Origin of the sequence: Flintibacter muris (assembly GCF_943192995.1) — a bacterium.
Taxonomy (GTDB): domain Bacteria; phylum Bacillota; class Clostridia; order Oscillospirales; family Oscillospiraceae; genus Lawsonibacter; species Lawsonibacter muris.
This window is the reverse complement of sequence record NZ_CALPCP010000065.1, coordinates 1-11,870: the sequence shown is the minus strand read 5'-3', so window position 1 is coordinate 11,870 and position 11,870 is coordinate 1. Positions and strand designations below refer to the sequence as shown.

The following is an 11,870-nucleotide window of genomic DNA, read 5'->3' as shown; positions in this document are numbered from 1 at the left end:
GCTCCCTCCTGCCTGAGCTCATCTCTCACATTACAGGGAGAATTTGGATTTTAAATGCTTTTATTGGTGATTAGTATTAGTCCAATTGCCAGGGGGGTGGGGCAGAGTTATCAGAACAGACACATTTGCCTCCCCCGCCCCTGGGCTGGTCCCGGCGGACTGGCTGGTAGGGATAGCGGGGGCGGCGGCCATCCGGCTGTTCGTCTACGTTAAGGCCAAAAATGCAAAAAAATTTCGCCGTGACGAGGAGTACGGATCGGCGCGTTGGGGCGGCCCAAAAGACATAGCCCCTTTCGTCGATCCCACGTTTGAGAAAAACGTCATTCTCTCCGGGACGGAATTTCTCACCACCAACACCCGGCCCAAGAACCCGGCCAACGCCCGGAACCTCAACGCCTGTGTGATTGGCTCCTCCGGCTCCGGCAAGACCCGGTTCTGGCTCACCCCTCAGCTCCTCCAGGCCCATTCCTCCTATGTGGTGGTGGACCCCAAGGGCGGGGTGCTGTCCCAGGTGGGCTATTTCCTCCAGAGGAAAAAAGGGTACAAAATCAAGGTTTTCAACAGCATTGATTTTTCCCGTTCTATGCACTATAACCCCCTGGCCTATATTAAAAATGAGGCGGATATTCTGAAATTTGTGAACACTTTGATTGCCAATACCAAGGGGGAGGGCAAGGAGGGGGACCCGTTCTGGACCAAATCGGAGACGCTTTTATACTGCGCCCTGATTGCCTATATCATTTTCGAGGGCCCGGAGGAGAACCGGAACATGAACACGCTGGTGGATATGATTTCGGGAATGGAGGTCAAGGAGGACGACCCGGACTTTATGAACGCCATCGACTATATGTTCAAGGGCCTGGAGAAGCGCAAGCCGGACTGCTTCGCCGTGAAGCAGTACAAGAAGTACAAATTAGCCAGCGGCAAGACCGCCCGCTCCATACTGATTAGCTGCGGGGCGCGGCTGGCTCCCTTTGACATTCCCCAGCTCCGGGAGATCATGAGCTACGACGAAATGGAGCTGAACCGCCTGGGAGACAAGCGGACGGCGGCTTTCTTCATCATCAGCGACACGGACACCACCTACAATTTCATTGTGGCCCTGGCGTTCTCCCAGAAGTTCAACCTCCTGTGCGAGAGGGCGGACAATGTGCATGGGGGCCGTCTGCCCCACCACGTCCGGGTGCTGTGGGACGAGGCCGCCAACACGGGGCAGGTCCCGAACCTGGAGAAGCTGGTGGCGGTGATCCGCTCCCGCGAGGTCAGTTTGACCCTGTTCTATCAGGCCCAGTCCCAATGCAAGGCCATTTACAAGGACAACGCGGAGACGATCATGGGCAACATGGACAGCGTGGTATTCCTGGGCGGGCGGGAGCACTCCACCGTCAAGGAGATCTCCGAGGCGTGGCTGGGCAAGCAGACCATTTCCATGCAGACCGACAGCCGGTCCCGCGGGCAGTCCGAGAGTTACAGCCAGAACACCCAGCGCCTGGGCAGGGAGCTTATGACCATGGACGAGCTCACCACCATGCCCGGCGACAAATGTATTTTACAGCTCCGGGGGCTGCGGCCCTTTTTCTCCCCCAAGTACGACTTGAAGCAGCACCCCAACTACCGCTATACGGCGGAGGCGGACAAGAAAAATGCCTTTGACCTGTCCCGCCTGATAAAGCGCCGTATGGACAAGCTGGACCCCAGCGAGCAATATACCGTGTACGAGGCGGACGTGCCGGACGAGGCGAGCATAGGCGAGGACGAGGACATCTTCAACTATGACGACCTGGACGACCCGGACGCTTTTGTATAACCTCTGGACACCGTGTCCAGAGCGTTCCTGCCACCCTCCAAGGGTGGCTTTTTTCATGGCCGGGATAACATTCCCGGAGAATATGGAGGTTTATATGGAGTTCTTTTCTTCCGCTATCACCACCTTGCAGACCCTCGTTGTGGCCCTGGGCGCTGGCCTGGGCGTGTGGGGCGTCGTCAATCTCCTGGAGGGCTACGGTTCGGATAACCCTGGCTCCAATGCTCATGTACGGTAAAGAAGCAAGCAACCGAAAACAAGAGATAGACCGCCAGCACCACACTATTCCGAACAAAAGAACTAAAGACCAAAAGACAAGCACCGTGGAAATGTGTATAACTTGCTATTCCGTCATGGAAAAGTCCGTTCACAGCACATGGAAAAGCTAAAGTGCAGCTTTCCCACATTCTGCAAACGGACTTTCCCACAACTCCATAAGACAGAAAGTTATGCACATTACACACAGTGCCGACTACTACGGAATCCCTCTTTATCTCCACACAGATTATTTCTTTTATGGCATATTCCAACTTGCGTCAATAGAATAAATAAGCTGGATTATTTTTTCCTTTGGGGTAGAAAAATTATTCTTAATCCAAAGTGAGATTATTGAGAGGCAGCCTTGAATATGATATGTCGCCATATAGAGCATTTCTTCTGAAACGGAAGATATATTTTCTTCTTGCATCCATATTTCAAGATATTTTTCTTCTATGATGTCATACATATGCTCTTGAAATTTGTGGTCAATTCCCTTTCCGAAAAAAAGCAAGCGGCTTAAGGCAGGATTTTCATAAATATAATCAATAATGGAATTATAAATATTTTCGTAATGACCTGCTGGATTATCGTTAATAAATTTAGTGAACTCAGATATAGCGTCATGTTCCATTTGCTCATATAAGTCATACACATCATGGTAGTGCGAATAAAAAGTAGCTCTATGTATGTCTGCCTTGTTGACTAATTCCTGTACTGTAATTTTTTGAAGTTCCTTATCAAGCATTGCGTCAGCAAGAGCAGACTGTAATGCTTTTATTGTCTTTTTGACCCGCCTATCATGTTTATTCATAGTTTTCTCCTTTAAACAACAGTTTCGAGCGGCAGTGTCGTTTAGGCAACAATTATAGATAAAATTGAAGATAGAAAAACGACACATGTTATAGTATACTGCTCGTTGTACGGATATGTCAATCTGAATACTATAAAATTCCAAGGCAATGGAGGTAACCATGACACAAAAACAAATTGAACGCAAATCACTAATAGTAAGCTGCATTGTAAACTTAATAATGGCAATAGGTGGATTTTGGATTTTTTCGATAACAAATATTCAAGCTCTGTTTTTAGACTGTTCCTTTTCAATGATTGCTTCTTGCTCTTGTTTGGCAGCATTGGAAATTTCAAAAATTAGTAATAAAAAGACAAAGAATTACCCGGACGGTCTTTATTTTTTAGAGCCATTATATTCTATTTTTAGAACTTTATTAACATTGGTGCTGCTGTTTTCTTCTGTTGCTCGTACTGCAAAAGCAGCATGGGGGTATTTTGCATATGGCGTTGGAACCCCTTTGATGATTGAACCTGTAATTCCTTATGAGATACTTATGTGTATCATATGTTTTGGGCTGTCTTTTTTTAACTCCCAATTCGCTTCTGTGTTCCTAACGCCTTGATTCTAGACTTTAGTGTATAATAATTCATTCATCCGAATTATACAGATTATGCTTCAACTCTGTGCGCAGTAATTATTGTATAGCTATATGCGTTCACAGTTATTTTGTAGTGACCTGTGAAAATATACCAGTTCTTTCCGATCCTTTCGATTTTAGCATTTTTGTCCAGAATCTGCACCCTGCTCCATTGGACAACATCGTCTGTTTCAATTTGGCAGTTCCTTTTTATCCGCTCTGCACCCATTTCTGTTGTATGAAGTTTATCAATGTTTTTAATTAAATCATTCATTCTTATACCAACCTATACATATTTACCCATTGTGATTCACCGGGAACATGAAGTCGAATTGGGACTTTTTTAACAGAAGCCAGAGCCGTAAAACTAATGATTCCAGTACACTTTTAGCAACAGAATCGAAAGGAAATCTTATCGACGGCATATTATCTTTGGGCGTAGCACTGTCTGCGTTCTTGATAAAACTGATAGATATTAACGGAAGTTTGGGTTTCCTTCATTATACTGGAGATTTTTTTATTACGACAATTATAGTCTTGCCCGCAATAAAAGAACCGATAAGTGTTTTCACATCTTCTTTCCGCGAATTGTCAGGAGGGTTGACAACGAATCAGGAACTAAAAAGAACAGTTTTCCAATTTGTAGAAAAGAATCTTAGCGGTATTATGACATTGCAAAAATGTGACATATATAAAATTGGTATGCACATAAAAGTTTGCATTTATATTACCAATAACATTGATTATAAAAAAATACAAACTGTCAAAAGGAATATCTTGAAAGATATATGTCCTATTTACGAAAATGCTGAAATTGTTTTTTGTGAATGGTAATATGTGATACCGGGAGAAGATAATTAAAGGAGCGAAACGAGTTAAGACCTACGCATAAAGTTGTCGCTCCTTTGAATTATAAACAAGCAACCGTAAACCATGCACCGCCCCATGTGGGAGAAAGGGGGAATCATCTATGCCTTGCACAGAAGCATACAGGGAACACATCATGTATACGTTCAACGGCTTTTGCAAGACCGTCATACGTTATGCAGCACTCAACGCATGGCGTGACAGAAGCAGACGGCGGCAAAAAGAAATATCCCTTGAATACCTCACAGAAGAAAAGTTTTACCCTTTAGGCACAACAGACGAATATTTTGAAGCACCTTATGAAGAATACCCCATTACGATATGCGGTCAGACAGTTATCCTTACCAATGGGGAACTTGCCGCCGCCCTATTCAAGTTCCGTTTTGATGAACAGCCATACCGAAAAACTGAATAATTATCGCTACATAAAACGGCACACCAAGACAGGAAATCAAAAAAGGTTTCCTGTTTTTTTGCGCCTTTTTTTGGCATTTTCAGAAATCGCCAGTATTATGCCGTGCAAAGGGGGATAAAAAGAAATTTCTCAAAATTCCCGCCTATTCCGGCTTGTGCGGTTTTGTAAGGAATAGAGGGAAATTTCCGCAAATCACCGTCATTTTTGCTTTGCGTGGTGTTGTAGGTAGTAAGGGGAGAAATATCGCCGCAGCTTTGGTAAAATCCCCGCTTGCGGCACTAAAGGTATTGACGGAAGCCCACACAGGGGAAACCGCCACTTTTTAAGAGCAACAACAACAAGATTTTACCACAGTACCAAATTTCGCTAATCGCTCATTTTGTCCTGCGGGAATCTTGTTGGGGTTGCCACCCCAAGCCCGCCTTTTTGCGGCTTGCGCCGCTTGAAAAAATCCACCCACGAAAGGAGTTGAAGCCCATGAAAAAATACAACACGCCACACCGCCACAGGGTAATCAAGACACGCTTGACCGAGGAAGAATACGCCGAGTTTTCCGAGCGTGTCACCCTCTGCAAAATGAGCCAAGCCGAGTTTATCCGGCAAGCCCTCATTAAGTCAAGCATACGCCCGGTTATCACCGTTTCCCCGGTCAATGATGAATTGCTGTCTGCTGTTGGGAAGCTAACCACCGAGTATGGGAAAATCGGCGGCAACTTGAATCAGATTGCCCGCTGTCTGAACGAGTACGGCGCACCTTCCGCCGCCAACTTCGCGGGGCCAACGGGCGTATTACCGACACTGAGTACATCATCTACGAAAAGCCCCAGCCGCCGGAGCCGCCTGCGCCGGATGCGGACGAGCCGGATATGCCTCCGCCAGATACGGCCTCACCACATATGGAAAACCCGGATGTGGCTGGCCCGAATATGGCCACGCCGCATACGGAGAACCCCGCCCAATTAAATATAAATCAATTCAACACTCAAAGGATAGCCCAGCTTATCAGCACAAGCGAAAGCATCCTCCTTGCTGGCTTTCTTCGTCGGCACAGTGGAGAAAGGTATCGTAATGCCCGCAGCCTGTGCAAGCTTGTGCGCCCGGTCTTTGTCCATACACAGCGCCGAGGCCAGGACGCCACAGCCCACCAGCGGAATGCCTGCCAGTTCAAAAAGCCCCTGCACCGTCCCGTCCTCGCCGTTGCGTCCATGCAGAACAGGGAAAGCGGCATCCAGAGAAATCTTCTCTATGCCTCCGCTTGTTTGAACCAAAAGCGCATGGGCATCCTGGTCAAGGGATATCAGGGCTGGGGCGCAATCGTCAGGATTATTCCAGGTATCCGACTTAATTTTTTCTGCCGCGCCGGTGAAGTGATACCAATTTCCTGCGGAGGAAATTCCAATCAACACCGGGTTATACCTTGTCCGATCCATGTGCGTGATAACTGCGTGGGCTGACTCCAGCGAAACACTGTATTCCGGGGAACAGCCACCAAACAGGACTGCCACATTATATTTTTTCATATCACACCTTCTCTGAATGTAAAATCCGATTGCCCTCGGTATGAAAATCATAGCAAGGGCAATCGGATAATGCTTTAATATTCTGTTGTTGATTTCCTAAGAAAATCCTAACAGGAGATTGATGTTTTCCTAAGTTGAGAGCGGCAATGATACTGTAAATACTGTTGCATTTTCATGGCTTTCGGCTGTGATTGTTCCGTGATGGAGGGTGACGATTTCCTTTGCAATAGCCAACCCAAGTCCGGCCCCGCCTGCGTCAGAGCTGCGAGCCTCGTCCATTCGATAGAAACGCTCAAATATCATGGGCAGCTTTTCCTCCGGGATGGACGGCCCCTGATTTTCAAAGGAGATCACCATTTGCTTGTCCTGCTTTTCGGCGGAAATGATGATTTCAGAATTTGGAAAGCTATATGCTGCCGCATTTTTCAAAATGTTATTGAATACACGGGCCAGCTTCATCGGATCACCGCAGACGCTTAAATCTTCATTGGCATGGAGAACGGCGGTATTTCCTTTTGCGGACAGGATGGGATAAAACTCGTCCACCATCTGTACCAGCATATAGTAAAGGTCAATCTGATCTTGTTCCAACGTGATTTGCTGCAAATTATACCGGGTGATTTCGAAAAACTCGTTCACCAGCCGTTCCAGGCGGTTTGCCTTGTCCAGCGCGATATGGGCATATTTTGCTTTCTGCTCCGGCGGCATATCAGGCGCTTCGTCCAGCAGGCTTAAATAGCCAATGACGGAGGTCAAGGGCGTTTTCAAGTCGTGGGCCAGATAAGTCACCAAGTCATTCTTTTGCGCGGCTTCATTCCGAAGTGCTTGTTCGCTGCGGAGCATGGCTGTTCTGATTTCTGCCATCTGCGCGGCGATTTCTGCGTACTCTTGCGGAAACATATCAGAACTTTCACTCTCTTGTTTCATATAGTCTCGGAGCATCTTGCCGATGTTGGTTACAGATTTTCGTTTTTCTGCTTTAGCATGAAAATATGACGCAAAAAAGCCAATGATAATTCCTATTGCAACAGTCCCAATTACGGCCCCAAGCACCAGACGCTTCACCTTCCACCACATTGGTTCGCGGATAATCGCTTCTTGTCCAGCCTCTGGAAGATAAGCGTTGCGTGTCTGCATGAAGTTCCACTCAAACCAGTCCACAAAGCTGCCGTTCCATACTTTATCAACAAGGAAATAAAGTACTATGCAAGCCGCAATACTGATTAAGATTAAGACAATCAGATAAGGAGTTTTTCATAATTTACGTTTCAATTTTATACCCCACTCCCCATATCGTTGTAATGTATTTAGGATTGTCTATGGTGTCACCCAGCTTTTCACGCAGATGCCGGATATGGATGGTGATCGTATTGTTGCTTTTGCTGTAATACTCGTCCTTCCAAATTTCGTGAAACAGCTCCTCGGAGCTGACAACCTTTCCCTTTCGTTCCAACAAAATGCGTAAAATAGAAAATTCGGTTGGTGTCAGGGGAAGCGGCTTCCCGTTTAAAAAGCAGGCATGAGTACCCGTATTCATTTCCAGGCCAGAGTGCAGGAGCAAATCGGATGCTTGCTCCTGACTGGAAGCCTGGGCGGGGTTATATCGCTTATACCGCCGGAGCTGGGCCTTTACTCTCGCTACCAATTCCAAAGGGCGAAAAGGCTTTGTGACATAATCATCCGCTCCCAGGGTCAGGCCGGTGATTTTGTCGGTTTCCGCGTCCTTGGCTGTCAACATGATGATGGGATAAGTATGCCGCTCCCTGATCTTCTGGCAGAGGGCAAAGCCGTTCACCTCCGGCAGCATAATATCCAGAATGGCCAAATCAAGCTCAGTAGATTCAATACACGCAAGGGCTTCTTTGGCTGAGTAGAACTTAAACACCTCATAATTTTCATTTTGAAGGTACAATTCTATCAAGTCAGAAATTTCCCGCTCATCATCTATCACTAAGATCTTATCTGGCATTTGTCAGACCTCTTTTCTATCGTAGAAATTAAAGATATTGCACCAGGGATTCCTTACTCTTGGACCTTACAAAACATTGTTAATAGTGCTTATATTATAGTCCACGGTTCCCTGCCGTGCAAGTATATTGACTTTGAGTTCATACGATAAAACGGAATTTACTACTTTGCAAATGCGTCTCACGGTGAGTAAAGTGACGGCGTTTTAATGCCTACCGCTTCGGCAATATCCCCGACATAAACCGCACTATATCCTTTTTCTGAAAAGAGTGATAGGGCTTCATTCAATATTTTTTGTTTTGTTGATATACTGCACCTCGCTTTTCGCTAATTCAAATTAGCAATTACAGTGTAAGCTAATTTGAATTAGCCGCCAAGCAAAGGTCATCAATACTTCATTTTTTCCTTTACGGCAGACTTTGGGGAAGTCATGCAGGACATAATCGCAGACGAAAAAGAATAACGACCCACATAACTCCCCAGGCAAGGACAAAAGGCAAGGGAGGGGCAGCAAAAGCCGCCCCTCCCCGGGCCTTAAAAAGCCCGCCCCTTTACGCGGGCCACTCCCCTCCTGGAGGGCGGTCGGCGCAAGTGAGCGAGCTAGGAATCACTTCTGAGAACGGCGCTATTTTTTCAACTATCCTGTCCGAATTTCTCAAAAATCGTGTCGCGCTACAACAAGTTTTCCGGCGAGAAATGGCCTGGCCTCCCCGCCGGACTGTTTTTTCGGTGGAGAAAGGGAGAAAACCGGGAAAAAACTGTATAAACTGCCATTGACATAAAAATTTGATTCCTCTATAATAGGCTCCTGAGCAAAAAAAGAGCGAAAATTGCGTATTCCCTCCATTGGGCGGCAATTTTTATGGAGGAGGAATTTTTGTGTCACAACCCGCGCAGGAAAACAAAATGGGCATTATGCCTGAGAACAAGCTGCTGCTGAACATGGCCCTGCCCATGATTATATCCATGCTGATCCAGGCCTGCTACAACGTGGTGGACAGCTACTTTGTGTCCAAGCTGAGTCAGGACGCGCTGAACGCGGTGTCGCTGGCCTTCCCGGTGCAGAACCTGATGATTGCTGTGGCGGTGGGCACCGGCGTAGGCATCAACGCTCTGCTGTCCCGCAGTCTGGGCCAGAAGGACCAGGAACGGGCCAACCGCACCGCTATGAACGGAATGCTGCTGGAGGTCATCAGTGGCCTGGTGTTTACCGTGCTGGGCCTGACCCTGGCCCGGACCTATTACACCATCCAGACCGATATCCCCGGAATTGTGAACTATGGAACAGACTACCTGACCATTGTGGCCGGGTGCAGCATGGGTATTTTCCTGTCCGTCACCTGTGAGCGGCTGGTCCAGGCCACCGGGCGGACGGTGTATGCCATGGTCATTCAGGGGGTGGGTTCGGTCATCAATCTGGTTTTGGATCCTATTTTGATTTTCGGCCTGTTTGGCTTCCCCCGGCTGGAGGTGGCGGGAGCCGCTGTGGCCACCGTGGCCGGCCAGATTATCGGCGGCCTGGTGGGACTCTACCTGTCCCTGACCCACAACCCGGAGGTCCAGATGTCCGTCAAGGGCCTGCAGCCCAGCAAAGAGATTATCGGCAACATTTACAGCGTAGGCCTGCCCTCTATTATTATGCAGTCCATTGGCTCGGTGATGGTATTTGGTATGAACCAGATCTTGATTGCCTTCACCTCCACCGCCACGGCGGTATTCGGTATTTACTTCAAGCTCCAATCCTTCATCTTCATGCCCGTGTTCGGCCTGAACAACGGTATGGTACCCATTGTGGCCTACAACTACGGTGCCCGAAAGCCGTCGCGGATTACGAAAACCGTCCGGTTGGCTATCGCTTACGCTGTGGGAATTATGTTGGTGGGCTTTGCTCTGTTTCAGTTCTTCCCGGATGTGTTTATCGGCCTGTTTGAGGCCGAGGGAGAGGACGCCGGCGATCTGCTGGCCATCGGTGTGCCCGCCCTGCGGATCATTTCTTGCCACTTTTTAGTAGCCGGCATCAGCGTGGTCAGCATGTCTGTGTTCCAGGCTCTGGGCCATGGGGTGCTTTCACTGACGGTATCCGTCATCCGCCAGCTGGTTGTCCTTTTGCCGGTGGCCTTTGTGCTGTCCAAGGTGGGCGGGCTGAGTGTGGTCTGGTGGGCCTTCCCCCTGGCTGAGATTTTTGCCGTCAGCCTGTGTATCCTGTTCCTGCTTCGAGTCTACCGGCAGGAAATCGCCCCTATGGAAACGATCTCTCCCTCCTGGGAAAAATCGTAAGTGAACGGCCTTACCTGATCTGAAAGACTGTTATCAGTCGTCGGATTAGGTAAGGCTGTTTTTTGCCCTAAATCCTTGACATGTCAAGGATTTAGGGCTTTTCTATTTACCTATAATCTGTCATTGGTTAAAAACAAACAGTTCAAAATTTGAGTGCAAGACGTGTAAATGGAGGGATTCGAACTCCTTACATGTCAGGCTGTCGGGAGGTGAACTCTATTTCTACCTACTCAGGTGTTTTATTCTTTAATGTTCGATGAGGACGCTGTTGATTATAAAATGTTACCTCTTGAAATTTAATTGTTAGACAAAAAAATGGTACTATAAAGGTATTTCACCTCAATAGTACCATCTATATCTATTTTAATTTATATCACACTGAAAAATCGAGTTTAAAAACCGTAATTTCCGTAATTTCCATTCCGGACACATCTGCTATCCCTCTCTACCATCTAGTACCAAGGGCCACCACCGGGCCAAAACCTGGGCCACCAGTCCCTAAAACCACCAAACAGATAAGTATAATAAGGTTATAGGGAAGCGCGCACCCTCAAAGAAAGGAGGTTACACACCATGAAGAAGCAGGCAGAGAAAGACAAACTCACCGCCCTATACGAAAGACTCTCCCATGACGATGAGCGAGCCGGGGAATCCGTGAGCATTGAGAACCAAGACGGGATTTGTCAAGGATATTTTCTGCGAAGATATTAAAGAGCCGTTGAGTATATCGGGTCAGTGGCTCTCTGTTTGCGGACTTTGAGCGAAAGAGTAATTGTTTAAATCCACAGAAACGTACGAAAGTCAGAGTCGCTGAAAACTCTGGCTTTCGTATACGAGAAACACCACCCTTAATATACGGTGGTGCTTTTTCATTATATGTTTGATTATAATACTACAAATTTCGCATAAATTCGCGAAAAATTCTTGAAAATCTTGCGTTAGTGTGGTAAAATAAAACAATTAAGACTGGCAAGCAATGCTGGACTCCCCCAAGATTGCTTCTGTCGGAGGGGATATTTGTATGGCGATCTCGTACAAAAAGATGTGGAAGCTGCTCATAGATAAGAATATGAGTATGGCAGATTTGAGAAAAATTGCAAATATTGCCCCAAATACTATGACGAAACTCCGCCGAAATGAGCCTGTAAATCTTGCGATTCTTGGCAGGGTATGTGCAGTGCTTCAGTGCGACTTCGTCGATATTATTGAGTATATCCCGGAGGAATAGCACACCCCCTTGCTGATTAGGATTAAGAAGCTGTACCAATAGATAAAAAGGTGCTATAATGAGGGTATGATACAGAAAAATGAGAGACGCAGGTATGCGA

At 47.1% G+C, this 11,870-nt stretch carries 11 protein-coding genes and 4 pseudogenes; 9 read left to right on the top strand and 6 right to left on the bottom strand.

The window, feature by feature from the left end:
* Positions 1–124: 124 nt before the first annotated feature.
* Positions 125–1,807 (top strand): annotated as a pseudogene (locus tag NFS22_RS22090) (VirD4-like conjugal transfer protein, CD1115 family); the annotation flags it as partial.
* Between the two features lie 94 nt (positions 1,808–1,901).
* Positions 1,902–2,030 (top strand): annotated as a pseudogene (locus NFS22_RS22085) (Maff2 family mobile element protein); the annotation flags it as partial.
* 288 nt (positions 2,031–2,318) lie between these two features.
* On the opposite strand, the gene NFS22_RS22080 reads toward NFS22_RS22085, so the two are convergent.
* On the bottom strand, positions 2,319–2,876 hold the full coding sequence (locus NFS22_RS22080; protein WP_016292402.1) for a TetR/AcrR family transcriptional regulator: 558 nt from the start codon (positions 2,874–2,876) through the stop codon (positions 2,319–2,321).
* Positions 2,877–3,036: 160 nt separating this feature from the next.
* Here NFS22_RS22080 and NFS22_RS22075 point away from each other — a divergent pair, with 160 nt between their 5' ends.
* A complete protein-coding gene (locus NFS22_RS22075) occupies positions 3,037–3,480 on the top strand; it encodes a cation efflux transmembrane domain-containing protein (protein ID WP_251319828.1) in 444 nt (147 codons plus the stop codon).
* Between the two features lie 46 nt (positions 3,481–3,526).
* On the opposite strand, the gene NFS22_RS22070 is transcribed toward NFS22_RS22075, so the two are convergent.
* Entirely contained in the window at positions 3,527–3,769 is a 243-nt protein-coding gene (locus NFS22_RS22070; RefSeq protein ID WP_251319827.1) for a DUF3781 domain-containing protein, read from the bottom strand.
* Between the two features lie 47 nt (positions 3,770–3,816).
* Here NFS22_RS22070 and NFS22_RS22065 point away from each other — a divergent pair, with 47 nt between their 5' ends.
* From NFS22_RS22065 to NFS22_RS22055, 3 genes and pseudogenes are all read left to right on the top strand, one after another.
* Complete coding sequence (locus NFS22_RS22065) at positions 3,817–4,329, top strand: cation efflux transmembrane domain-containing protein (protein WP_251319826.1); 513 nt, start codon at positions 3,817–3,819, stop codon at positions 4,327–4,329.
* Positions 4,330–4,465: 136 nt separating this feature from the next.
* Positions 4,466–4,777, top strand: a complete 312-nt coding sequence (locus NFS22_RS22060; protein WP_478293292.1) for a hypothetical protein — start codon at positions 4,466–4,468, stop codon at positions 4,775–4,777.
* A gap of 477 nt (positions 4,778–5,254) precedes the next feature.
* Positions 5,255–5,533 (top strand): annotated as a pseudogene (locus NFS22_RS22055) (plasmid mobilization protein); the annotation flags it as partial.
* A 203-nt stretch (positions 5,534–5,736) separates the two neighbouring features.
* Here the strand turns inward: NFS22_RS22055 and NFS22_RS22045 are convergent.
* From NFS22_RS22045 to NFS22_RS22030, 4 genes and pseudogenes are all read right to left on the bottom strand, one after another.
* The gene (locus tag NFS22_RS22045) at positions 5,737–6,297 is read right to left on the bottom strand and encodes a D-alanine--D-alanine ligase (RefSeq protein WP_277614992.1); all 561 of its coding nucleotides are present in this window, start codon (positions 6,295–6,297) and stop codon (positions 5,737–5,739) included.
* A 129-nt stretch (positions 6,298–6,426) separates the two neighbouring features.
* Positions 6,427–7,314, bottom strand: a pseudogene (locus NFS22_RS22040) (sensor histidine kinase); the annotation flags it as partial.
* A 244-nt stretch (positions 7,315–7,558) separates the two neighbouring features.
* A complete protein-coding gene (vanR, locus tag NFS22_RS22035; protein WP_251319824.1) occupies positions 7,559–8,266 on the bottom strand; it encodes a VanR-ABDEGLN family response regulator transcription factor in 708 nt (235 codons plus the stop codon).
* 179 nt (positions 8,267–8,445) lie between these two features.
* A complete protein-coding gene (locus NFS22_RS22030) occupies positions 8,446–8,553 on the bottom strand; it encodes a helix-turn-helix domain-containing protein (RefSeq protein WP_420908905.1) in 108 nt (35 codons plus the stop codon).
* A gap of 591 nt (positions 8,554–9,144) precedes the next feature.
* On the opposite strand from NFS22_RS22030, the gene NFS22_RS22025 reads away from it, so the two are divergent.
* The 3 genes from NFS22_RS22025 to NFS22_RS22015 all read left to right on the top strand — a co-directional run bounded on the left by NFS22_RS22025 (position 9,145) and on the right by NFS22_RS22015 (position 11,770).
* The gene (locus NFS22_RS22025) at positions 9,145–10,542 is read left to right on the top strand and encodes an MATE family efflux transporter (protein WP_251319823.1); all 1,398 of its coding nucleotides are present in this window, start codon (positions 9,145–9,147) and stop codon (positions 10,540–10,542) included.
* Between the two features lie 573 nt (positions 10,543–11,115).
* Positions 11,116–11,253 (top strand): recombinase family protein, encoded by a 138-nt coding sequence (locus NFS22_RS22020; RefSeq protein WP_251319822.1) that lies wholly within the window; start codon positions 11,116–11,118, stop codon positions 11,251–11,253.
* 310 nt (positions 11,254–11,563) lie between these two features.
* The gene (locus NFS22_RS22015; RefSeq protein ID WP_251319821.1) at positions 11,564–11,770 is read left to right on the top strand and encodes a helix-turn-helix domain-containing protein; all 207 of its coding nucleotides are present in this window, start codon (positions 11,564–11,566) and stop codon (positions 11,768–11,770) included.
* Positions 11,771–11,870: the final 100 nt, after the last annotated feature.

Excerpts from the sequence above, each read along its gene's own strand:
- NFS22_RS22080 (WP_016292402.1), bottom strand. The coding sequence starts at position 2,876 with ATGAATAAACATGATAGGCGGGTCAAAAAGACAATAAAAGCATTACAG.
- NFS22_RS22075 (WP_251319828.1), top strand. The coding sequence starts at position 3,037 with ATGACACAAAAACAAATTGAACGCAAATCACTAATAGTAAGCTGCATT.
- NFS22_RS22070 (WP_251319827.1), bottom strand. The coding sequence starts at position 3,769 with ATGAATGATTTAATTAAAAACATTGATAAACTTCATACAACAGAAATG.
- NFS22_RS22065 (WP_251319826.1), top strand. The coding sequence starts at position 3,817 with ATGAAGTCGAATTGGGACTTTTTTAACAGAAGCCAGAGCCGTAAAACT.
- NFS22_RS22060 (WP_478293292.1), top strand. The coding sequence starts at position 4,466 with ATGCCTTGCACAGAAGCATACAGGGAACACATCATGTATACGTTCAAC.
- NFS22_RS22045 (WP_277614992.1), bottom strand. The coding sequence starts at position 6,297 with ATGAAAAAATATAATGTGGCAGTCCTGTTTGGTGGCTGTTCCCCGGAA.
- vanR (WP_251319824.1), bottom strand. The coding sequence starts at position 8,266 with ATGCCAGATAAGATCTTAGTGATAGATGATGAGCGGGAAATTTCTGAC.
- NFS22_RS22020 (WP_251319822.1), top strand. The coding sequence starts at position 11,116 with ATGAAGAAGCAGGCAGAGAAAGACAAACTCACCGCCCTATACGAAAGA.
- NFS22_RS22015 (WP_251319821.1), top strand. The coding sequence starts at position 11,564 with ATGGCGATCTCGTACAAAAAGATGTGGAAGCTGCTCATAGATAAGAAT.